Raw genomic sequence first — 23,684 nt, forward strand, 5'->3', positions numbered from 1 at the left:
GCCAAGATCGGTTTTGTTCCGCTCTTGGCGCTATTATCTGTGTTTAATAGAAAACGCAACCACTATCATTAAAGCTTTGGTTTTCGGCTTCAATTCAAGGAACCAGAATGTTTTCAATGACACTATAAAACTAATCAAATTCTAACATACTGGTTCCTTTTTTTGTATATACTGCAAGATATTTGGAGAAAATCGTCAACAGTGGCTAGCCCTTTTACCCTCTATCCGGAAAGTCGGGTTTGAAATTAATCAACGGTAGATTATGATCAATCAAAGGTTGATCAAAGGTTGACGGTTAGGATTCCCCTTCACGGTAGGGTTTCTGGATCAATCCCCATTGTTTTAAGATAATCCGCTAACCGTTGAGCTCGTTGATGTTCATGGTATGCAATTTGCTCTGGTGTCAATAAGCGATTTCCTTGTCTTGATGCAGTCGCTCATGGGGGAAACCCCCAAGACCGCGCTGCATCGCTGATAATCGTACCAGTATAACCACTCTCGTTGCCATCCTTCGTATATCCCTTGGTCTCGTCCAATTAACAAGCCTAGTTCTGGTATCTCTATCGGTTCACCGGATTGTCTGATATATTGCCCGTCTACCAAGCGATACACCTCAAACGGCTCATGCTTATCCCGTCGCCAATGGTGGGGATTATAAATGGTGTAATTAAGTACTCCTAGTTGAGCGTATTTTTCCAGCTTCTGGTCATACTCACCCCCTGGGGTTTGAGAAACTACTTCTAACACCCATTGGGGAACGATATAATTTTCTTCCCATAGCACATAGCTGAGCCTTCCCTTTGCACTCTTACGTCGCACTACCCCTAGACTTAGGAAACCATCAGGGACAATAGCCGGTTCTTTCGGTTGATAGTAAACTCCCATGTTGACCCCTAGGAACCAATCTTGGCGCTCTGACCACAGCCAAGAGAGTACTGCTCTTAATAGAGTGGGAATTAAGATTTGTAATTCATTATCCACAGGGGTATCGTCGGAATCTGGTAACTCTTCTGCAGAGGGTAAATACTGCAATGGGTCATACTGTATCATGGTTGGTTTCCGAAGGGGATACTCACGAGAAGAGGACTAATGTGCTCTGTATGCTTTCGGTGTGATGCCAGTAAATTCTCGAAACTTTTTGCTCAAATGGCTGTGGCTGTTGAACCCACACTCTAAGGCAATGTCCACAATTAATCGGTCTTTTTGTTTCAACAACTGCTTCGCCCGTTCTACCCGTTGCTGGATCAAATATTGGTAGGGAGACATGCCAATTGACTGCTTAAATAGACGGCTGAAATGAAATTGGCTCATGTCTAGCAATCGAGCTAATTCTGCCAGTTTAATATCTCGATCTAAATGTGTATCAATGTAATCTATAATTTGCTGGAGTTGACGCAGGGGTAAGCCACCCTGGTAAATTGGCAACTGAGGTTTGGTAGCTGCGTGCTGCCTCAGTAAATTCACTGCCAAGACGTTAGCCAGAGAATCAATATAAAGTGTGCTGCCATTAGATTCCTGTTGAAGTTCAGTCAGTAGCATGATTGCGATCGCTTCAATCTGTGGATTGCGAGTCCGAAATTCAGGCAGTAATTCTAGCCGATCGGGATTCTGTTCAAGGGTTTGGCTAGCAACGCTTTGAATAAACTGAGATTTAAGCCGAATCTGCAAGTAATTATCATCACTGTCCCACCGAGCAAAAAATGGTGTCTTGGCAGGGGTAATGGACATGTCTCCTTTTTTATACAGCCCTGTATAGGTTTTGCCTGCCTGAATTTGCAGCAAGCGAACGGGACGAGGAGCAAGGGAGATAGAAAGGGTATGCTCATCATTGTAATGACAATTTCCCTCTCCAGCAGGATGTTGGAAGTGTTGGACTCGAATATGCTCCCAGCTTTGTGTTTGGCGAGACTTCTGGGATAAGCCATTGGTTTCAGGCTGTTGGATAGTAGGATTTTTCATAATCCAAGTCCAGTGCGTCTAGTTCCGATTATAGTCAGCTTGGGGTGCTTTCCAGGAAAAACGTGAAAAGCGATCGCAAGATTGTGATAGTACCACAAGAACTAGACAGCTTAGCATCAATTGCCTTTCTAAGCTGTAAGGGTGATTGTTAAGCAGAAAGTATCAAGAACATGAATATACTTATTTTTGGTTCAACCGGTGGTACAGGTCATCAGGTGGTGGAACAGGCTCTTGAGCAGGGACACAGGGTTACAGCATTTGCACGGAATCCCGCCAAGCTCGACATTAAGCACACAAATCTCAAGGTTGTTCAGGGGGATGTCATGGATCTCCCATCAGTGGAGAAGGCAGTACAAGGTCAAGAAGCCGTGGTGTGTGTACTCGGAGCAGGTCAGAAGATGACAGGGACAATCCGGTCAGAGGGGACGCAACAGATCATTCACGCCATGGAAAAAGCAGGCATCCGACGGTTTATCTGCCAATCAACCCTTGGAGCAGGAGATAGTTGGGAAAATCTGAACTTTTTCTGGAAGTATATCATGTTTGGATTCCTGTTACGGAACGTGTTTGCTGATCATCAAAGGCAGGAAAACTATGTTTTCCAAAGCGGTCTAGACTGGACAATTGTTCGTCCTGGAGCCTTTGTAGATGGGAATCGCACTGGCAAATATCGACACGGCTTTCCAAGTAACGATAAGACATCAAAACTCAAAATTTCTCGTGCTGATGTCGCTGACTTCATAGTGAAGCAACTGGCAGATGACAAGTATATTCACCAGACACCAAGTTTGTCTTATTGAAGAGAGCATTCAGCCCTCAGCGATCAGCGTGTCGCGTATCAGCTTATGGGCTACGGGAAGGCTACACCAAACACATTTTGGAACCATGTTCGGACAGTAGCAGCATTTTTGGCAGCGATGCTGTTTACAATATCCCTTTGCGTTCGCCCTTAGGCGGGCACGAAGTGCCATCGCCCGGTGCAATTATGGAATGAGTAACCAACCCACACTCCCCCGATAGCGGAGTGTGGGTTGGTTAAAAGCTGTTTTTCTGATGTTGCTTGATAATCGAATGATTTTAATAGTTTTGTGGAATAGGTATCTTGCCTGTTACTGATATTTTCCGACAGACAGAATACCCAACCCACTAATATTCATTCCTTAATTCAGCAATGCAATGCCGTAGCCAAATCACTAGATCATTACCACTACCGTGGACACAGAAATCTAACTTTATAGTCATAGTTACATTTATTGTCGCTTTGTTTGTCGTTAAGACAGACAAGTCCATCTGTGTTGCAAGTGATATTTTCACCAGTTGAGCTTGCCGGTTGATCACTTACTGTTTGGCACTCTACATTTACTGGATTACTACAAGCTAAACTTTGATTTTGAAGTGTTCGCAATTCCCAATCTCCACTGCCACTAGGATCGTCTCGATCAAACCAAATAGTCCATTCGGTTGAAGATGGATCACCTGTTAAACTATTGAATGCATCTTCTGCTATAGACTTTAAGTAGTCAACCAGTTCATTTAAATCGTTAAGTGTACCTACATATCTGTAGGTAACTATAACATCAGCTTGTAATGTTCCTCCAGATGTATAAATTGTAACAAAGCCCACTTTTCGCCATTGTGCTTGAGTACATCCTGTAAGTCTCACCCCGGCATTAGTTGTTTTTGAAACTAAGGCATGTTTCAAAAAGCTAGAAAATTGGCTAGTACTCTCATTCTTCAATTCAAGAAACAAGTTTGCAGCAATGTCTTCTGGCAAACCTTTTAACTCAGCTTTTTTTTTCAAACTTAATAAAAAGCTCTCATAGCTATTCTGTACTGAAATTACTTCTTTTTCAATTAACACATTAGAATCCTTAGCAACTATAGCTGCATATGGACCTGATGTATTTCCTAGATTACGAACATTCTTTATTGAAGTACTTGCAACTACCCAACCATCATCAGGTACTTCGTTAAACTCTGTTAGACATTTTTTATCTTTTGAATTTTCAATTCTTTCATACACAGGTATTACAATCTCACAGAGATCCCCTGGTTCTGCTAAACCAATCTCCCCACAAGATGGAGCGGCATTTACTGGATATGAAAAGCTTAAAATAAATAAAAAGCTTATCATAAAGCCCCAAAAAAACTGACTAATCAATTTTATTGACAAACTCATAATTTAGTAAATTTTATAACTATTACTATCTGTTCAACAATCACCAACTTAAATATAAAATTTGCCAATTCGCTTATTTTAATGACAGTTGTTGAAATGTCATACATGATGGTTATTATTTAGGACAAATTTGCTATCATTTAAAAATGAGTAAGGTTTGGGAGTATTGACAAATGTGACCTTCAAGGTGGAGTATCACAATTCTGGAAAAAGACTAGTCCCTAAAACTAGACCTTAAACCCCTGAGACAGTTGCCTGTGGAACAACTGCTAGAGAGGATGATCGAACCGGCAGTTGTAATCTAAAAATTACAAAAATTAATATTGACGTAAGTTCGAGAAACTAGATAAAATAGAAATAAAGGCTAAGACTAGCGTTGCTTAATAATGGTTTTGTGGAATGGACATTTTGTCTGTTCCTAATATTTTCGGTCGGGCAGGATGCACACCCGACTTATATTCATGCCTTGATTTAGCAATGCCCTTTTTCTGGCGTTGCATAAATGCGGGATGATTGTAATACTTTTGTGGAACGGGCATTTTGCTGTGGAATGGGCATCAGGCGTGGAACGGGCATCTTGCCTGTTTCATTTCCGGGCAGGCAGGATGCCCACCCCACTCATATTCATCGGAAGATTCAGCAATGGCCTTTTTCTCGTTTGGCTTTCTATGTATACAAAGTACCCATTTAGCCTGCCAGGATAGATAATGGCATTTGCTTGGAAGTAGGGATGTTACCCCCTCAGATGTCAATACCCCTGATTATATGATCTCCGGATAATTACCCTTTCTAAAAATCTCCCCATCTCCCCATCTCCCCATCTCCCCATCTCCCCATCTCCCCATCTCCCCATCTCCCCACCCTTCCCACACTTTTATGATGGGTATTCCACCGGAATTGATATTCTTTACCAACTGACCCCCTTGCGACTTGCTAGTATGTAGCGTCTAAAATAGAAGAAAGTAATAGATACTACAATTCCTCAAAAAACTTGACTACATCTGAGCCGCCAAAAAAATTAGTAATCAAAAAAATACCCCCGATTGAGCGCAAACCCCAAATCGCACTCAAGAGCGTAACTAATTCTGAGGGTGAAGTTTTCCAGTGCCAAGACCAGATTAGAGTAAAAGCACCTTGGGGAAGTAGAGCTACTGCCGAGATTACAGTCTTGTATCAGGATCACAGTGGCAATCCTTGGGCGCAATATAAGCCCAATGAATCTGACCCAAAGTGGGATTGGGAGGGAGGCTGTGTCCGTGCAGAGCGACTGAGAAAAGCTTGAATCGTAGAACTGTGACTGATTCGAGTACTTATCTAGGATAAGGCTTGACCATCTGGTGAGCCCAATACACATGAAAAACCTCTGTGACTGCTCCAGCCCGTCGAATCGGCACTGTCCCTATTTCCTGCATATCCTGAAAATAAGCTCGATAGCTATCTGTCAACTCTTGAAATCGCTCCAGAGTAACGTATAATCCATCTTTGCCTAACCATTGCTCAGGCTGGAACCAGACCATAAAACCACGCATATCCTCTCCCAAGCAGGTAATTGGTGTAGAGGTCAGGGGACTAATGGCCATCGCTACGATCCCACTGATATAATACCCATTACTAAAGACAAAGCTAGACTTTTGTAATGCCTCACTCAGGACAGGAGACTCAGCAAATCCTTGTCGCAGTTGCTGAATATCAATCAGTTCTGTAGAGGGGTCATCCTTGGGAGAGACAAAACCCCCAAGTAAAGCATAGTGACCGGATTTTTGCAGTGTTCCTGTAGTGATATGCAGCAGCACAAACAATAATAGGCTAGCTATTGCTATGGCTGAACTCTTTAGCCATCGGTTTACCCAACGGCGCGATGGCACAAAGTGCCCGCCTAAGGGCGAACGCATTTGCCACTGTTGCGCCTGTTGCCCTAGTAGTAAGGTTATCCCCCAAAATCCTGGCATCGGCCAAGTGGGCAAAATTTGGTGATATCCTGCTAAGAGGGTAAAGCCTACAACTAGGGGTAGGGATACCCATAGGATCAATCTTGACTCCAATGTTGATGTCTTGCTATACCCGGTAAATTGAGCAAGTAGCGATCGCAAACTCACCCACCACATGGGCAATGCCATCGTAGGAAAAAGATAAGCTATCCCAGATAAAACTATCACTAATACATTTAGCCAATTGTAGCCCGGCTGAGGTACCTCTGGCTCTGGTTGAAAACGGGTGGATAAATGGAAAGTAAACGATATCCAATCATGCTGTATATTCCAGTACCAAATTGGAAAAATAGTTATGATAAATAAGATTAAACCTAGCCATGCCCAAGGTGACAATAATGCACAACGATGACGTGGACTGGTTAAGCAAAAACCAACTAATCCTAAGCCTAAAACAAAGCCATGATATTTACCTAGACAAGCTAAACCTACTAAAATACCTAGAAGTGCTAACCGATAGCTAGGTCGGTATGAACCAGAGATAGGGGTTAGGGTGTGGGGGTTAGGGTGTGGAGTATTGGAATATAAACTATTGGGTTTAGTAGATAGTTTACTAGATAATTTTTTCCTTGAATGTTTCGCTCTTACGGGAAAAAATTCGTAAGCAGCACATAACAAACTAGCTGACCAGAAAAATATCAGGGGACTATCGGGTAGGGTAAGCACACCAAAGCCAATTTTAAAAATCGGAATAATGGTAGCGATCGCTAACGTCAATCGAGCCGCTTTGGTGTTAAATAGATGAGTGCTAGTCAGATACAGTAGCAATAGGCTACCTGTATACAAAATCAGGGAACCCAGACGAATAGTGAATTGGGAAACCTCTCCCGTTATCCAAGTCCCAAAGCCAGTAGTCAGGGCAACTAAAACTGGGTGATCAAAATAACTCCAGTCTAGATGCAGGCTATAGACATAGTAATAGGCTTCATCAATACCAGGGTAAAGCCAAAAAGCAATGATACACCGAAACAGTAGCCCCCCTAGCAGCCAACCAAGTACAAATTGATGTTGAGACAACCGTTTCAGGGCGTTAGGCATCATAATCTATTATTTTTAATTTGATGAGGTACAAATTACTTGCTTTTAGGGAGCAGGGAGTAGGGAGTAGGGAGTAGGGAGTAGGGAGTAGGGATAAAAATTTTGATTATGAGAATTATTAGATTTTACAGATACTCCCATAAAAGACATGGTAGGTTTACTGGATTGGGGAAAACTTAGCAACAAAAGCCATGAAATTGCTTTCTATGTTTTTTAGAACTCTAACCACTAAAGAAGAGTGAAACTGGGCAAACCTTACTTCCTCAAATTCGTTTTTCCTAGCTTATCAGTGATGGATCGCTACATCGCTGCTGAACTCATCCCACCGTTTCTATTTGGTGTTGGCGGGTTTTCATCTATTGGTGTGGCTGTGGGTAGCCTGTTTGATATGGTAGTCAAAATCACTGAGTTAGGACTATCCTGGACAATTGCTGCCCAAGTCGTGGTGTTGAAGTTTCCTGAGTTTATTTCCTATGCCTTACCCATATCAGTACTGCTCGCTACACTAATAGCATATTCTCGCTTGAGTAATGACAGTGAGTTAATTGCCCTACGCAGCTGTGGTGTGAGTTTATACCGACTAGTTGCCCCTGCTCTGGTGCTCAGCCTAATTGTCACGGGTATCACTTTCCTCTTCAATGAATTAATTGTTCCAGCCGCTAACTACCAGGCAACTATAACTTTAGAAAAAGCTCTTAATGAGGAAAAACCCGCTTTCGATGAAAACGGTATTCTGTATCCAGAGTATCACACTTTTACCCAACCCAATGGCACAACTACTCAGACACTCAAACGCTTATTCTACGCGAATCGATTTGATGGTCAGAGCATGAAAGACCTGACTGTATTGGAGTGGTCTACTCTGGGTAAGTTGAAGAAAATTATTCTATCGGAATCAGCCCGTTGGAACTCTAAGCAAAATACCTGGGATTGTTCCCATGGGTCAATTTATTTCATTAGTCCTAAAACCTCTTTTAAGAAAATAGTAACCTTTGATCATCAAGAAATTTCATTTCCTAGAGCACCCCTTGATTTAGTCACTAAAGCCCGTGACCCCTATGAGATGAATATTCTTCAAGCCATAGAAATGATCCAGTTGCTTAAGGGAGCTGGCGATCGCAAAAAACTCCGGATGCTCCAAGTGCGGATGCAACAAAAAATTGCTTTTCCATTCATTTGTATAATCTTTGGCTTAGTGGGAGCAAGCATGAGTATTCGACCTAAACGAATCAGCAAAGGGACTAGCTTTGGGGTCTGTTTAATCGTAATTTTTGGCTACTACTTACTGAGCTTTGTGATCGGAGGTTTCGGTATAGCGGGAATTCTCTCCCCAATTGTAGCCGCCTGGTTACCTAATCTATTCGGTTTCGGAGCAGGAGGATGGTTATTGTGGCGATTGGAGGCTAATGGTTGATGGTAATTTGAAGTAGGGAGTAGGGAGTAGGGAGTAGGGAGTAGGGAGCAGGGAGTAGGGAGTAGGGGGAATAAAGTTGATTGTACCTCATAAGTACGATCGTCAGTATTCATCCTAATACTTACATTAAATTTATCACCTTGGATGTTAATTTAAAATTCTGTAAGCATTCAGGTGCGTTACACTGTTGTTTTTTTATTCGCTCAAGGGTAAGTATTCAATTCGGTCTTGATATTCCTTGGGAAAGGAAGCTCCAGCAATAATGATTAGCTCTGCGAGGGTTTCTCCAATATGATTGGATGGATCGATTACAAAAATCCCCGGTACGTGGCGACTCTCTGCGAGATGGTCTACTAAATGTTTAGGCATAGATTTCCGATTGTTTGTTACTAAAATAAAATCATGAATTTCACACCAGATTAAAATCTCTGGATCGAGAGTTCCTTTAGGAGGAGCGCCTGGATCGCCGATCCTTCTGACAATAAGTTCTGGTGCTTGGCGCATCAGTTGGGTTCGGTAAAGGGAGGCGATATGCTCGTCCAGTAAATATTGGATCGTCATACAGCACTCTTCGGTTGGGATGACTCTCGCTCCAGAGCGGCTTCTGCTTTCAATTGCCGGAACCTCTGTCGTGCAGGAGAAGGATTCTGTTTTTGTTCTTCTCGTTGTTGGCGGCAAAACTCTAGCCAGTCAGCTAAGTAAGCGCTCACCTCTTCTTTGTTGTGTAGATAGTAGAGAATAGTGGCATGAACCTGTTCTAAGCTAATGGTGTCAAATTGTTGGGTAATTTCTTCAGGGGTTCTGGCGCGGTAGATATATTCGTAGAGGACGCTTTCGATACCAATGCGGCTACCTTTGATGCGAATGTCGTCAGAGGCTAGGAAGTCGAAGTAGTCTTGGATTTCCATGGCAATTTGCAATTACTAAAAAAAAGTTTTAAAAAAGAAATATAGAAGGCGCGAATACACTTTTTAAGTAGATGTAAACTACATTTAATTTTACCGTTATTATTTTTTTTAAGTCAACCTATTCGTTTATAATGGAAACGTGATTGCTAGGGCTAACTCAAAATTTTGACCATTGTTTTTATGGTAAGAATCCAATAGTTTTTTAGCATCCCCAGGATCGATATCGAGGCACGTAAGCATTAGACTGTTCGCGTAGCGTGCCCTTAGCCCATGAGCTTAGAGCTGAATGCTTACAAAATTGTTAAAATTGAAAATTATCAATGGCTATTAACCAGTTGAAATTTTCAATTTTAACTAATCCCAGTTATTCTTAAACTGCTACAGCAGTAGCCTTAAGTTCAAAAATCTTATTGATTACATCTTCTACTACCCGATCAGGAGTAGACGCTCCAGAGGTTACTCCTACTACTATCGAACCAGAGGGAAGCCAATTTCGTGCTACTTCCACCTCCTGATGTAGGGGTTTATGCTCGATTTCATCAGCAGAAATAATCCGGTTGACACTGTCAATGTGATAGGATGGTAGTTGTCGCTCAATCGCAATTTCTTGCAGGTGAGTGGTATTGGAAGAATTAAAACCACCAATCACAATCATCAAGTCTAGCTTTTCTTCTACGAGCTCCAACATGGCATCCTGCCGTTCTTGGGTGGCATCACAGATGGTATTGAAGCTTTGGAAGTGATCGTTTAAATTAGACGTACCATATTTCTTCATCATGGTGCGCTCAAAAAGTTTGCCCATCTGCTCGGTCTCGCTCTTGAGCATAGTAGTTTGGTTGGCAATCCCAATCCGCTCTAAATCCTGCTCTGGGTCAAAGCCAGCTGAGATAGCGTTTTTAAACTTATCCAGAAATTCCTCCCGGTTACCACCATTGAGAATGTAGTTGGCAACGTATTCCGCTTCTTGTAGATTCAGTACCACTAAATATTTTCCGGCAAAGGAACTCGTTGCTACCGTTTCTTCGTGTTTATATTTTCCGTGAATAATCGAAGTGTATTCTTTTTTCTTATGCTTCTCTACGGTGTTCCACACTTTGGACACCCAGGGACAGGTAGTATCTACAATCTTGCAGTCTTTCTCGTGGAGCAGCTGCATTTCCTGAACACTAGCACCGAATGCTGGTAAAATCACTACATCCCCAGCACCGACAACAGAGAAGTCTTTCTGGCCATCCTCAACAGCAATAAATTTTACTGCCATTTCCCGCAAACGCTGGTTAACAGAGGGGTTGTGAATAATTTCATTGGTAATCCAGATCTGTTCATTGGGGAAATGGGTGCGGGTTTCATAAGCCATGGCTACAGCTCGCTCCACACCCCAGCAAAAGCCAAATGCTTCTGCTAGCCGGATGGTCACATCTCCCTGTTGCAGCCGATAGTTCTTGGAACGAATCTCTTCAATCAGACTGCTTTGATATTCCGATTCCAACTGAGAGGTAACTTCGGCTTCGTGACCAAATCCTTTACGGTGGTAGTTATCTGATTTCTGGAGTGAGCGCTTGAAAGCTTTTGTATCCATCTAAAAATGCGGGAAGGGAACTCCCGTTATAAACGTCAGTTTTAGCGGGAGAGGAATTCCCGCCAACAAACAACTTTCAAGGGCGGCGAATCCGTATTAGTTAACTTGGTATTCATAGCCATCAGCCTTAAAAATTGTTTGCAAGTATTTCGGATGTACATCAAACTTTTTTTCGGGTAATTGCAGTACAAAACTAGGACGATAACGAATAGCTATCCGCCCTGTGTGTTGCCCTGCATACTTTCCTTTTTTGATATCAGCCTTGACAATATCCCCTGTCTGAAAGCCTCTAAAAAACTTGGCAGACGGTGCATGAGCCTTAGGAAATCCGTATTTGTCCGGACGACACCGTTGACGAATACCATGACCTTTAGCTGTAATATTGAGTGGCTTTACTCCGTTAAGTAATAGCTTTTCAGGGGTTGATTTGCCCACACAAGCTGCATCAGTCCAATGATTTTTGTCGATGCCTTTAGTTTTTCGGTTGAACTTAGTTAACCCGCCAGAACCTGTCTCAACAGGCAGTTCAGTTCGTTGCAATCGTCTTAATAATTCCCAACGGGTAGCATTGACAGCGGCAGCATCTTTTAAAGAAGCTTTAGCTTTAAGTAACACTTTCTTGAGAATTTCCGGTTTCTTTTTGAGAAACTTTTCAATAGAATCATTTCCTTTTTTTTGATTACAACACCGACAAGCGAGAGTTAAATTACTCACACGGTTGCTACCACCCTTAGATTTAGGGACAATGTGTTCAACTTCTAAAGGGAGGTTTTCCACACCACAGTATACGCAATTATGACCCCACTTGGAGAGTAGGTATTCTTTGATATCAAACCCAAACAGTTCACCCCTTTGGTACTCGACTCCAGAAACTTCAGGGTTCTGTATTTTTTGTAGATCAAACCTGACTAGCTCTTGGGAAATTGCTGTTACGGGGCATAACTTCCTAAGCCTTCTAACCCAAGTTTCAACATTAAAAACTCGACTCATTAATGACGGTGGAAGCCAGCCTTTCCCCGTAGCCGACGCTTCGCGAACAGGGCGTGTTCGATTTAAGAACCGAGGCTTACGGTAACGGGTCTTACGGTTCCGTCTACCCCGTCTTAAAGCTCGCCTCGACTCCAGAGCGTTTTTGATTTGTTGCCCTCGATGGTTGATTTCTAAAGCATTTGTGACCCGCCCAGATTGCTCCTGGACAATAGCTATCCCTGTTGTTTTAGAGCCAGGGTCTATCTTGATTCTGTGTGGATGAGTAACAGAATCTTCAACTGCTCTATTCTGCAAAATGATAGTGAATGGATATCTTTTGAAGACTTGAGCCAACCCCTTATTAAGTAGTTTTCTAGCCCGTGCCGGATGACATGGATCTAGAGGTTTTTTGTTTTGATCTAGTACGAAAACTCGCATTACTTTGAACACTCCGTAAAACGGGTAAAGTTTGCCTCGGCAATGTTATAAGAGCTTTTTCGGCTAGCAACACTTCCTTAACTCGTTACAGATGTTTAATTGCTAACAACAGAGCTGAGGACTGGCACGTATCCGCAGGTGTTATGACTCAAATAACGTAGACCTCGGTCGGTCTTAGCCTGGTCAACTATGAGCTTCTGACAAGCTCCCGCTATAGTCGGAAAGACTTAGCGGTGAGTTGTTGACGGAGCTATCTTAAGCAAATTACTTATCAATCACTGCTATTATTAATTTAGTTTTAATCAACCGTGACCTTTGTTACTATAGCAATCCTAAATAAATTCTGATAATTTTTGTTCCCTACTCCCTGCTCCCTACTCCCTACTCCCTGTTCCATTTGCTATAGGAATCGCTACTCCTTCTTGGAGGATTAGTTGCTCAAAGATTTGTAAACCATAGCGCCAGACTAAGTAACCTTGGGGACTCAGATGCAAGCCGTCGGTACTAAGCTCAGGTTGCAGGTTGCCCTGATTATCAGCAAAGAGGGGATAGAGATTTAGATAAATCGCTCCTTCTTCGTGAGCGATCGCTTTTAGTTGCTGGTTAAGATTTTGGATGCGACTGTTGGGGATAGTAAGTAAGCGATCGCGTCCTTCCCAGGTTGCCTGTTCAGCACCATGGGGCAAAATCGATTGAAGGACAATCTTAGTTTCGGTATGGGCTCGCCGCAAGTAGCGAATCGTTAGCCGTTGGTTTTCTAGAATTGCTTCATCCTTGACCCCCCGAATTAGGTCATTGATGCCAATCATCACAAAAATTGCTTCTGGCTTAGTCTGATCCAAAATATCTAAGCGCTTGAGCAACCCTGCTGAGGTTTCCCCAGACAGTCCTTGATTAAGCCAGTAGCGTTTTGGAGGTAGCAGCTTGTTGGGAAACCATAGGCTTAGAGAATCTCCCAACAGGACAGTTAACTGTTCCGGTTGTTGATTAGCCACTACCTGAGCTTCCTTCTCCAGCAGTGCCAGCCATTGTTGGTAATTTAACTGGTGTCGTGGCCCTAATTCAATTACTGGCTCAGGGGTAGAATTTAAAATTCGGGTAGTTACCACAGGATGGCTAACTGGATCTGACTTTGACTGGTGATACTCACCCAGTAGTAACCAGGTGAGAGTCACAATCATAAACCCATTGGCAGCAAGGGATAGTAAAGCCCAAGGTGGACAACGCTTCAACTCAATGAACAAAAAATTTGCCTTATTTCCTTGTCTTGATGCAGTCGCTCATGGGGGAAACCCCCAAGACCGCGCTGCATCGCTTCTAACATCCCTGAAGGCAAAGGTAATACCATCAGTTGACAGTTAACTGTTAACTGTTAACTGTTAACTGTTAACAAAACCTAGTTAAAAGCAATTGGCCATGTCAGCAAAACGCTAAAATTCAGAGCTACTAGCCATGTCTGTAGTACTACTGAAGTTACCCATGCTAGAACTAGGGATCACACTGGATTCCTTGACAAATCCAGCATAAGCTTCCATACCGTGTTCGGCAATATCCAAGCCTTCCAGTTCTTCTTCTGGTGTCACCCGGATACCGAGGGTTAGTTTGAGCACGAACCAGACGATGCCACTAAACAGCACCGTGAAGCCCCCAATCGCTAGAATACCCAGGATTTGGGTGCCAAGTTGACCGGCACTACCGGCGGTAAACAGACCTGAATCTTTAGCGAAAAGTCCAACGGCTAGGGTTCCCCAGATACCATTGACCAAGTGGACTGAAATTGCCCCTACTGGGTCATCAATTTTGATGTTGTCAAAGAAGGAAACAGAGAAGACAACGATGATGCCACCAATAGCACCAATAATAACTGCTGAGAAATAGCTGACATTATTACAGGGAGCCGTAATTGCCACTAATCCAGCCAAAATCCCGTTGATGATCATGGACAGGTCTGGCTTACCATCTTTTAGCCAAGCCGTCAAGGTAGCAGTAATCCCACCAGCTGCTGCGGCTAGGTTAGTGGTCACCGCAATATAGGGAACTGCCTCACTAGCAGCTAGTTCAGAACCTGGATTGAAGCCAAACCAGCCGATCCAGAGAATCAAGCAACCAAGAGTGGCAATACTCATGTTGTGACCTGGGATAGCACGAGGTTCACCGTTTTCGTACTTACCGCTACGGGGTCCGAGGAAGGCAGCTCCCATCAAAGCCGCCCAGCCACCAACGGAGTGAACCACGGTTGAGCCAGCAAAGTCTGAGAATCCCATGCCACCAAGCCAACCATCACTGCTCCAAACCCAGTGTCCAGTGATGGAGTAGGATACCCCAACAATCAGGATGCTGAAAATTAAGAAGTCTAGGAACTTAATCCGTTCAGCAACCGCACCGGACACGATGGTGGCAGCAGTTCCAGCAAAGGCAGCTTGGAATAGGAAAAATACCGATATCGGTAGACCGGCTGGAAATGGATCTAACCCATAGGTAGTGGGGTCTTCACTGCTTAGGAAAAAGCCCGACAGCCCAATAAATGCGTTGCCTTTGCCGAACATAAAGGAGAAACCAATTGCCCAAAACGAAATAGTTGCTAAGGCAAAGACAATTAGGTTTTTCGCGAGAATATTAACCGCATTCTTCTGGCGGCAGAAGCCGGTTTCTAGCATTCCGAATCCGGCATTCATGAAGATAACTAGGATCGCAGCTACTAATATCCAGATAGCATTAAGAGTGCCCTGAAGTTCTTCTGGGGTAGGTCCGGCGCTATCCTGGGCAACAGCAGCTGTATGCCAAACTAGAACAATTATCCCTGTCAGGGGAATACAGGCGAGCCAGTAGGGGGAAAACGAGTTTGCGATCGCTTTGAATGGCTCTAGATAAGGAGAATCCCACGATGAGCGGGAGGCTTGGTGAGCCATAGGTCGCCTAGATCTTACTAGGGTACCCTTGTTTTTCATTGTTCGCTGAGATTTTGAAATTGACATAATAAGCGTTAACTTACCTCTGATTTAGATACACTTCCTCACACTGAGAAACTTCAGAAAACAAATTGTAAAATTAGCCACCGAAACCTAAGAGTCCATCCTTTTTCAAGGACTCATCCTGACGTCACCCTGCTACCTTTACATACCTGATTGCTAGATGCTAGACTCCTGGCTGAGCTAGTCATCAGGTAGTTTCTTCAGCTAAAGCCTTGTCTTAAGACAAAACCCTACAAATAACTGGGACTATAGTCAAGGGAATTAAAGCATTATTTAATGAAATATTTCATTAAATATTATTGCCGCAGCATACACCCCCTACACTGGTAGAGTTACCTGGGTCAGAGGCTTTCAAGGTGGGAACGCCACATGGTTCCACTCAGCCCCCTTCGAATGCTGCACCTCCAACTAACGGTTTATAAATTAATCCAGTTCTAGGTTTGAGTAACCGTGTTTTATTGGTAGAAAATTGATCAAGCAATTTGGATAATATTGGTACACGATACATGGTGATCAACCTTTCGTGTAAAAGTGATTATTCCCCTAGGCTTTAGCAAGATGTCCCAACTACCACGCACTAATGCTCACGAAAGTTTTCCGATAATCCGAACTGGGTAATTCTATAGCTAAACACTCAGTGGACTAGTCAACTCTAAGAAAGTCTTACGTCTTTATAACCCCACTTACATCCTTTCGGATCAGGTGGGGTGATTGACTAATTGATCGCTTTGTCTTTGAGGTGTTTTGATCTAAGATCTTTTTTTGGGATGATTCTGTATCAATAGATACTTTTTTTAAAAAAAAATCAGAGTATTTAAAACTAGGCAGATGCAACGTCTAGTTGGGGATCTAATTGGCTGTGGAGTTGGCTGTGGAGTTGGCCGAACGAGAATTTGACACTCCTACGGATAGAAGCCGATCATGGTACAACTATAAGAATGGGCATACTGTAGAGTAGGCATGTATTTGATATGCTCAACGGATTAGCTATGGAATTGTATAGATAACACCAGTGAATCGAATTGACCAGGAATTGGCAGCGTTAGAGGAAGCCATCACCCATTTGGCAAAGGAATTCCAATCAACCTACTTTAACTATTTGACCTTTTTAGGTGAATGCGTGGGGCAACAGCTGATTATGGCTTCCTATCGGATTTGTACTCAAGGGTATCCTGAGTCTTTTCTAAATTTGTCGGTTAACAGTCGGCAACAGTTACAGCAATCCCTACGAAAGCTGGCTCAAGAGACTCAACAAAAGTTGCCATCACTCCTAGAACAGTGGCAAGAGTCAAGGTCAGCTACTACTGATGACTTGGATCAGGACTTGGATCAGGACTTGGATCAGGACTCGGATCAGGACTCGGATCAGGACTTGAATCAGGACTCGGATCAGGACTTGGATCAGGACTCGGATCAGGACTCGGAAATGCCTTCATCTACAGAAGACTCTCGATTCTTGAATGCTCTAAGGGAGCCATCACCAGCAGCTGAGTTGACCAGTAAACCACGAAATAGCATAGAGAAACTGGAGCAATGGCTTAAGCACCTAGAGAGTGGGATCACCAAAACTATTCAAGATGTCTCTGTGGAAAGCAATCGGCTCTTGCATAGACACTCGATTATACCAGACAAATTTCCCCAAGAAATCCTAGAAGCAGCGGCAAAAGTCGAAGCATCTGCGATCGAAACGGCTGAATCCCCCAATATTATCAAAATAATGATGGAAACTAAAGGTGATGGAGAAACAGATGAATCCAGATTAACCCGTATTATTGCCATTAAGCTGCGCTTATCTGAAATAGAATTTGCAGACCCCAACTTGACCCCTGGACGTAATAAAATCAGAGATCTATTAGCTAAAATGAGTCAACTGAAGCGAGAGTATTACAAAAAACAACGGCAAAAGGCAGTAGCTCAAGCTGAAGCAGCATGGCGTGCCAGCTGGTTTGAGGATTAAACTTAGGGAATTACCAATCACTAATTACCAATGACTAGTTACCAATGACCAATGACCGAATTACCAGATTGGGTGCGATTGCAAAAAGCCCTGTCGGTAGAAGCAAGAGTTGGCTTTACTGATTTGGAAGGGAATCAATACCGCTTTAGTGAATTCCTCTGCCTCAGTTTTGGTAAGACTCCTAATGTCCTAACATCAACTGAGAAACGGCGTTGGCAGGACATCGGCAATCAGTTTGCCCGTTATTCTCAGATGACGCTACAGCAAAGGCAACATCTGGTAGCTGATACTCGCCGCTTTCTCAACGACCTCAAGCAGAACACTCAACGCCGTTTAGTTGAAGATCAATCTCAAACAGAACATCCTATGGTCAGAGTGCCTAAAACCAAGCCCTTGGTGGAGAAACAACAGGCATCCTCAGAGCTTGGTAGTAAAAAAACCCTTGACCTACCACTGGCTAAGTTGGCAGCGGTGGGTAGTAAAAACAGTCAATATTTAGCACGTCTGGGTCTGCACAAAGTGCGTGACTTGCTCTATTACTACCCCCGTGATCATATTAACTATGCCCGTCAGGTTAATATGGCTGACTTAGTACCTGGTGAAACAGTCACTATCATGGGTACGGTGAAGCGCTGTAACTGCTTCAGTAGCCCCCGTAATAAAAAATTAACTATTTTAGATATAGTCTTAAAAGACTCTACTGGTCAAATTAAGCTCAGTCGTTTTTTTGCTGGCTTTCGTTACAGTAATCGTAGCTGGCAGTATCAACAAAAGCGGCGGTATCCAGTGGGAGCAGTGGTAGCTGCTTCGGGTTTGGTAAAGAAAAATAAATATGGGATTACCCTAGAAGACCCGGAACTGGAAGTATTAGAGCATCCAGGGGGTAGCATTGACTCGATGAAAATAGGTCGAGTTGTGCCCGTTTATTCCCTAACAGAAGGGGTGCCAGCTGACTTGGTCAGGCGGGCAATAATTGCTGCACTTCCCTACACATCTTTGATTAAGGAACCCTTGCCAGTAACCTTTCGTAAAGAATATGGGTTGATGGGGGTCTGTGATGCGATCGCAAACATTCATTTTCCCCAAGATGCAGACACCCTTGCTGATGCCAGAAGGCGCTTAGTCTTTGATGAATTTTTCTACTTACAGCTAGGATTTCTCAAGCGCCGCCAAGCTCAGCGTAAAAGTCAAAGCAGTGCGGTCATGGCTCCGATTGGTAAACTCTTTGACCAATTTAATCAACTCCTTCCGTTTGAATTAACTGGTGCTCAGACACGAGTCATCAATGAAATTCTCAAGGATATGGAATCAGAGACACCCATGAATCGGTTGGTCCAAGGAGATGTTGGTTCCGGTAAAACTATTGTGGCAGTTTATGCTATTCTAGCCGCCATCCAATCGGGGTACCAAGCCGCTTTGATGGCTCCTACTGAAGTATTAGCTGAACAGCACTATCGTAAGTTAGTAAATTGGTTCAATTTACTACACCTTCCCGTTGAATTACTAACAGGTTCCACTAAAGTTTCCAAGCGTCGAAAAATTCATTCCGAGCTAGAAACAGGAGAACTTCCTTTGTTGGTCGGAACCCATGCTTTGATTCAAGACCCAGTGAACTTCAACAATTTGGGTTTAGTGGTGATTGATGAACAGCATCGCTTTGGGGTAAAGCAACGGGCTCGTTTACAGGAAAAAGGTCAATCTCCCCATGTGCTGACTCTGACCGCCACACCAATTCCGAGAACCCTAGCGCTAACCCTCCACGGGGATTTGGATGTGAGTCAAATTGATGAATTGCCCCCTGGTCGTCAGAAGATTCAGACAACTGTGCTAAGGGCTAAAGAGAGGAAACATGCCTATGACTTGATTCGTCGAGAAGTGGCTCAAGGACGGCAAGCCTATATGGTATTGCCCTTAATTGAAGAATCGGAAAAATTAGATTTACGCTCAGCAATCGAGGAGCATAAACGACTTTCTGAAAGTATATTTCCAGAATTTAAAGTTGGGTTACTTCATGGTCGGATGAGTTCAGCCGAGAAAGATAAAGCACTGAGTGCTTTTCGGGATAACAAGAGCCAAATTATTGTTTCAACTACTGTGATTGAAGTGGGTGTGGATGTACCCAATGCTACTGTAATGATGATTGAAAATGCAGAACGGTTTGGGTTATCTCAGTTACACCAATTACGGGGTCGTGTCGGTCGAGGTTCTGACAAATCTTATTGTCTTTTAGTCAGTGGTTCTAATACTGAAACAGCAAGACAACGTTTGGGGGTATTAGAACAGTCCCAAGATGGCTTTTTTATCTCTGAAATGGATATGCGTTTTCGTGGTCCTGGGGAAGTTTTAGGTAAGCGCCAATCTGGGTTAGCAGATTTTGCTCTAGCTAGTTTGGTAGAAGACCAAGAGGTATTAACTTTGGCCCGGGATGCAGCCGAAAAGATTATTCTTCAGGATGAGATATTGGAGAATTACCCTTTAATGAAAGTTGAGTTAGAGTATCGGTATCAGTGGTTAATGGATGGGACGATTATGACTTAATTTACCATAGAATTGTTTCAGAATTAGGGAACAGGGAGTAGGGAGTAGGGAGTAGGGAGTAGGGAGTAGGGAGTAGGGAGTAGGGAGTAGGGAACAGGGAATAGTGGAAAATAATGAATTGACCAAAAAATTATCAAAAAACTACTTTTTATAGATGACTGATGACGTTTTTACTATGACAAATGTTTGTTACTTAAATTATCATTTTTGCACAAAAAATTACTTAATATAGCATTTGTATTTGAGTTATGAATCCTACTCCCTAAAACCCAATATAGCAGTATAGCTCATAAATCAATTGTGATAATTTTTGAGGCCCTATTCCCTATTCCCTATTCCCTATTCCCTATTCCCTATTCCCTACTCCCTATTCCCTACTCCCTATTCCCTATTCCAATACCTCAACTGTCCCCAACTGACCATCAATCCTGACCCGCTGACCATCTCGTAATATATCAGTGGCATGATTAATATCCATTACGGCTGGGATACCATACTCTCGGGCTACAATGGCACCGTGGGACAGACGTCCCCCTACTTCAGAAATTAAGCCACCAGCACGAGCGAGTAATGGTGCCCAACCGGAATCGGTGTAGGGTACCACCACAATGGTTTGCTGGTCAATAGTGATATCACTTTGCAAGGTTTTCACTACTTTTACCAAACCCTCTACAAGTCCCGAACTGGCACCAATCCCTTGTAGCAGTCGTTGATCAGACCCAGCTAAAGATTTGGGCTCAGCGGGTAAGGGAGGATTATTGCCATAAACCAGGAAAGGTACGCTAGTCAGCTGAGCATCCTGTGCCAATTTAGTCCGCCGTTGTTGCACAATTTCTGGAAGCTGTTGTCTGAGTTCCTGGTTATCACTACCTACTAGAGAGCGAATTTCGGCTAACTCCAAGAAAAAAATGTCCCCTGGTTCAACTAGTAAACCTGACAGCAGCCAGCGTGCCTCTAGAGCCAAGAAGCTCCAGCGTAGGTGAGCCATCAGCTTAGAGTAGACTTGGGTCACCCGACCTTTGAGATCCAGCCGTGCTTGTACCACTTCAGCTTTCCAGCGTTGCCCTCTAGCTTTTGGAGATTGAGGGAGTGGATACGCTAGAAACTGAGCGAACAACTTTCTGACAGCTCGGGGGTCTTCTTGCCAGCGGGGAATTGCTACATCGGTTGCCACTTCGCTAAGGTAACCATAGCCCTCAAGAAAGCGGTCAAACTGCTCTAAAATGCTGGAACCATCTGGGATTTCTGCGAGGGTGGCAAACAGAGAGGCTCCACTGTCATAGATAATCTGTTCGTGGCTTAATAAATGGCGAGCATCTGTTGCTATCTTAGCCAAGGCTCGCATACTATCGACCTCTGGAGTTTTGCTATTATCTAGTTCTTTGTCATCAATCTTGAGTAGTCCCTGCCGCAAGGACATACTAAGGGGAGCAAGAATACTATAGTAAGTGGCTCGTTTCAACACCGCCAGAATGCTGTCGATGCGTTCTAGGAGTTGCACTGGAGATAATTCCGACTGGGCTCTTGCTGAAAGCTGATTCAATAGGGGCAGAAAGTGGGTTTGGTAATCCGCTTCAAAGTCTTGGTCTAAACGCCATTCCCGACCGAGCAATCGTAGTAAACCAGGTAGGTTTTTGATAGTGGTATTGATCGGTGGTTTGGAAAACTTAGCTCCCCTAGTCAGAAATTCCAGACTTTCCGGGGGTAGACCCATACGCCTAAAAATTTCCCCCAACAGAGTTACATTGAAGTAAGCATGGGAATAGTGCAAAGTGGCAGTTTCAGTGAAATCCATTCCTCGTGCTCGTCTCCCTAGCACTATGGTAAAAATCTCTCCCCAAACACCGCAGGTTAAGGGACGATTAATCGACCAAGTTAGGGGTCGGATTACTCCTGGAATTACTTCCGCAGCAATTTTACGAGTCCAGGTTGGTTGTAGGGTAGTGATAGGTCGTGCTTGCAGTAACCAAAGGCTTTGACCGTCATAACTCCACTCAATATCTTGGGGAAGACCCTGGTAATAGTCTTCTAACCGACGTGCCAAGAGCGCCACTTGTTTGATTAAGGCTGGGGGCACATCACCACTGCCTTCAATCCGTGAGGAGGCCAAACTTTCTGCTGAATCCTCTTGCTCCCCTGACTTCTGGAAATAAACTTGGTACTGCTCTGGTGTTACTTTACCCGATACAACTTGTGTAGCATATCCAGGTAGGGCTTCGACCACTACAGCTTCTCCCTGTTGGGAAATAGGGTCACGACTGAAAGCAACCCCAGAAAAAACCCCCTTGACTTGTTTTTGAATGAGCACAGCCATCGCTGTATCTGGCAGTTGCTGATCCCGACGGTATTGTGCAGCTACTGGATTACGATAAGACTCTAAGACTCGATTAATGGCATCGAGTAGTGCGGCTGAGCTGGTCACCTGCAAGATGCTTTGATACTGCCCTGCGGCTGATGCCTGGGCTGAATCTTCTCCTATGGCGGAAGAACGCACTACCAGGGGTTCAGATTCAGAAACCGGTAGGTATTTGAGCAAGGGTTCTGGATCATCCCCTGGAGGGAGTACCCAGCCCACAGGTACTGAGTAACCAGAACGCTTCAGCTGGGATAGGGTGGCAGCTTTTTCCCCAACTTTTTTACGGTCTAGTTTGGTGTCCAGAGAAATTACGGCACTATCGCCTTGGAAAAAATGAAACACTTTCTTAGATTCTGCTTGAGCTTCCCCACTCGGAAGGTCTAAGTCATCGGGAATTTTTTGATAAATCCAAGCTAATAATAGACTCAAGCTGGTGGCAATTACAATTCTGGAGAAATCCTGGGGATGCAATAAAGCCAGAATCACAGGGAACAAGACTAAAATCACCCGTTTGCCATGTTTGGGATTGCGGAAAATGGTAAAGCTAATCCCTCCAATCAAAAATACCAGCAATGCCAAAATGGGGTCATGCCATAATACTCCCCAAGTGACATTGGTCGTCCCTGCACCTTTGCCTATCCAGTAACGACCTAACACCAACATGATTAGAGCGATCAATTCCCAAGCTGATTCACTGGGAAAGAAGTGGCGAGCTAGTAAGACTGCTGCAATTCCTTTTCCTGCCTCTGAGAGCACTGCCAAGACACCAACCAAATTTCCTCCGTGGTAAAAGGCGGCTGAAACTGATATATTACCAGTACCGACCTGGGCTAGGTTATGCCTTGTCAGTACACGGGTAATCCAGGCAATCAGAGGAAGTCCGCCTAAGATAGGACAGACGGTAACAATGAGCAAGAACCCTAAAACCTGGTTTAGTGTCATGGGACTAATGGAAATCACTTAGTGAGATAGAGAGGGCTTGATAATGGCTTGATAATAAGTACTTTATTAATAAGTATATAATAAGTATATAAGAACTATTTGAACTTAATGGCATCAAAATATGTCTAGTAATCGCAACTAGCAATCATAAGTTTAGTTTGTAAAATTATCTAACCCAAAAACAAGCCAAATTGTCTAAAAAAATTCCTGGCTTAGTTTAACTAAAATACGAGTAAAGTATTTATATCATCTGGTAGATTATTGCCTGTTATAACAATAATAGTTTTGGTTTCATGTCTTAACCTGATTTAGTCCCTCACTTGTTTTGATGGCTACAGCTTTTGCACAGGGTTTCTCAAGTAGCTTTTCCATAGTGAATTGGATTCCTATGCCAGTAGCACGTCAAACCCCATCTTGCCCCTGATAGTCACACTTTTGAACTAGTTT

At 43.5% G+C, this 23,684-nt stretch carries 20 protein-coding genes; 8 read left to right on the plus strand and 12 right to left on the minus strand.

Annotated features, from left to right (window positions below):
• Positions 1-378 precede the first annotated feature (378 nt).
• Together F6J99_RS14750 and F6J99_RS14755 are read right to left on the minus strand one after the other, a co-directional pair.
• Positions 379-1,050: a Uma2 family endonuclease gene (locus tag F6J99_RS14750; protein WP_293113575.1), complete on the minus strand. Its 672-nt coding sequence runs from the start codon at positions 1,048-1,050 to the stop codon at positions 379-381.
• A 36-nt stretch (positions 1,051-1,086) separates the two neighbouring features.
• Positions 1,087-1,959, minus strand: a complete 873-nt coding sequence (locus F6J99_RS14755; protein ID WP_293113576.1) for a helix-turn-helix domain-containing protein — start codon at positions 1,957-1,959, stop codon at positions 1,087-1,089.
• A gap of 170 nt (positions 1,960-2,129) precedes the next feature.
• Here F6J99_RS14755 and F6J99_RS14760 point away from each other — a divergent pair, with 170 nt between their 5' ends.
• Positions 2,130-2,759, plus strand: a complete 630-nt coding sequence (locus F6J99_RS14760) for an SDR family oxidoreductase (protein ID WP_293113577.1) — start codon at positions 2,130-2,132, stop codon at positions 2,757-2,759.
• 407 nt (positions 2,760-3,166) lie between these two features.
• Here F6J99_RS14760 and F6J99_RS14765 read toward each other — a convergent pair whose 3' ends face one another.
• A complete protein-coding gene (locus tag F6J99_RS14765) occupies positions 3,167-4,138 on the minus strand; it encodes a hypothetical protein (RefSeq protein ID WP_293113578.1) in 972 nt (323 codons plus the stop codon).
• A 502-nt stretch (positions 4,139-4,640) separates the two neighbouring features.
• Between F6J99_RS14765 and F6J99_RS14770 the strand changes: the two genes are divergently transcribed.
• Positions 4,641-4,829, plus strand: coding sequence for a hypothetical protein (locus tag F6J99_RS14770; protein ID WP_293113579.1), 189 nt, complete (start codon positions 4,641-4,643; stop codon positions 4,827-4,829).
• Positions 4,830-5,129: 300 nt separating this feature from the next.
• Positions 5,130-5,420, plus strand: coding sequence for a hypothetical protein (locus F6J99_RS14775; RefSeq protein WP_070395638.1), 291 nt, complete (start codon positions 5,130-5,132; stop codon positions 5,418-5,420).
• A 28-nt stretch (positions 5,421-5,448) separates the two neighbouring features.
• On the opposite strand, the gene F6J99_RS14780 is transcribed toward F6J99_RS14775, so the two are convergent.
• A complete protein-coding gene (locus tag F6J99_RS14780) occupies positions 5,449-7,167 on the minus strand; it encodes a glycosyltransferase family 39 protein (protein WP_293113580.1) in 1,719 nt (572 codons plus the stop codon).
• A gap of 235 nt (positions 7,168-7,402) precedes the next feature.
• Between F6J99_RS14780 and F6J99_RS14785 the strand changes: the two genes are divergently transcribed.
• Positions 7,403-8,578 (plus strand): LptF/LptG family permease, encoded by a 1,176-nt coding sequence (locus F6J99_RS14785; protein WP_365973355.1) that lies wholly within the window; start codon positions 7,403-7,405, stop codon positions 8,576-8,578.
• Between the two features lie 195 nt (positions 8,579-8,773).
• Here the strand turns inward: F6J99_RS14785 and F6J99_RS14790 are convergent, their stop codons facing one another.
• From F6J99_RS14790 to F6J99_RS14810, 5 genes are all read right to left on the minus strand, one after another.
• Positions 8,774-9,139, minus strand: a complete 366-nt coding sequence (locus F6J99_RS14790; RefSeq protein WP_070395639.1) for a DUF5615 family PIN-like protein — start codon at positions 9,137-9,139, stop codon at positions 8,774-8,776.
• Complete coding sequence (locus F6J99_RS14795; RefSeq protein ID WP_070395640.1) at positions 9,136-9,486, minus strand: DUF433 domain-containing protein; 351 nt, start codon at positions 9,484-9,486, stop codon at positions 9,136-9,138. Before F6J99_RS14795 ends, F6J99_RS14790 begins: the two co-directional genes overlap by 4 nt.
• A 370-nt stretch (positions 9,487-9,856) precedes the next feature.
• Positions 9,857-11,065, minus strand: coding sequence for a 4-hydroxy-3-methylbut-2-enyl diphosphate reductase (locus tag F6J99_RS14800; RefSeq protein ID WP_293113581.1), 1,209 nt, complete (start codon positions 11,063-11,065; stop codon positions 9,857-9,859).
• 96 nt (positions 11,066-11,161) lie between these two features.
• Entirely contained in the window at positions 11,162-12,472 is a 1,311-nt protein-coding gene (gene iscB, locus F6J99_RS14805) for an RNA-guided endonuclease IscB (RefSeq protein WP_293113582.1), read from the minus strand.
• A gap of 374 nt (positions 12,473-12,846) precedes the next feature.
• Positions 12,847-13,716, minus strand: a complete 870-nt coding sequence (locus F6J99_RS14810; RefSeq protein ID WP_293113583.1) for a GDSL-type esterase/lipase family protein — start codon at positions 13,714-13,716, stop codon at positions 12,847-12,849.
• Here F6J99_RS14810 and F6J99_RS14815 point away from each other — a divergent pair.
• On the plus strand, positions 13,709-13,834 hold the full coding sequence (locus tag F6J99_RS14815) for a hypothetical protein (protein WP_293113584.1): 126 nt from the start codon (positions 13,709-13,711) through the stop codon (positions 13,832-13,834). The genes F6J99_RS14810 and F6J99_RS14815 overlap by 8 nt on opposite strands.
• Positions 13,835-13,902: 68 nt before the next feature.
• Here the strand turns inward: F6J99_RS14815 and F6J99_RS14820 are convergent, their stop codons facing one another.
• Positions 13,903-15,420: an ammonium transporter gene (locus tag F6J99_RS14820; RefSeq protein WP_293113585.1), complete on the minus strand. Its 1,518-nt coding sequence runs from the start codon at positions 15,418-15,420 to the stop codon at positions 13,903-13,905.
• 1,036 nt (positions 15,421-16,456) lie between these two features.
• On the opposite strand from F6J99_RS14820, the gene F6J99_RS14825 reads away from it, so the two are divergent.
• Together F6J99_RS14825 and recG are read left to right on the plus strand one after the other, a co-directional pair.
• On the plus strand, positions 16,457-17,401 hold the full coding sequence (locus tag F6J99_RS14825) for a hypothetical protein (protein WP_293113586.1): 945 nt from the start codon (positions 16,457-16,459) through the stop codon (positions 17,399-17,401).
• A 51-nt stretch (positions 17,402-17,452) separates the two neighbouring features.
• Complete coding sequence (gene recG / locus F6J99_RS14830) at positions 17,453-19,939, plus strand: ATP-dependent DNA helicase RecG (protein ID WP_293113587.1); 2,487 nt, start codon at positions 17,453-17,455, stop codon at positions 19,937-19,939.
• Here recG and F6J99_RS14835 read toward each other — a convergent pair.
• A complete protein-coding gene (locus tag F6J99_RS14835) occupies positions 19,913-20,065 on the minus strand; it encodes a hypothetical protein (RefSeq protein ID WP_293113588.1) in 153 nt (50 codons plus the stop codon). The two genes, recG and F6J99_RS14835, sit on opposite strands and share 27 nt — an antisense overlap.
• A gap of 174 nt (positions 20,066-20,239) precedes the next feature.
• Here F6J99_RS14835 and F6J99_RS14840 point away from each other — a divergent pair, with 174 nt between their 5' ends.
• Positions 20,240-20,371: a hypothetical protein gene (locus F6J99_RS14840; RefSeq protein WP_293113589.1), complete on the plus strand. Its 132-nt coding sequence runs from the start codon at positions 20,240-20,242 to the stop codon at positions 20,369-20,371.
• Here the strand turns inward: F6J99_RS14840 and F6J99_RS14845 are convergent.
• The gene (locus tag F6J99_RS14845; protein ID WP_293113590.1) at positions 20,328-23,237 is read right to left on the minus strand and encodes a glycerol-3-phosphate acyltransferase; all 2,910 of its coding nucleotides are present in this window, start codon (positions 23,235-23,237) and stop codon (positions 20,328-20,330) included. The genes F6J99_RS14840 and F6J99_RS14845 overlap by 44 nt on opposite strands.
• Between the last annotated feature and the right edge of the window lie 447 nt (positions 23,238-23,684).

It is taken from the genome of Moorena sp. SIO4G3, from assembly GCF_010692305.1.
GTDB classification, from domain to species: domain Bacteria; phylum Cyanobacteriota; class Cyanobacteriia; order Cyanobacteriales; family Coleofasciculaceae; genus Moorena; species Moorena producens_A.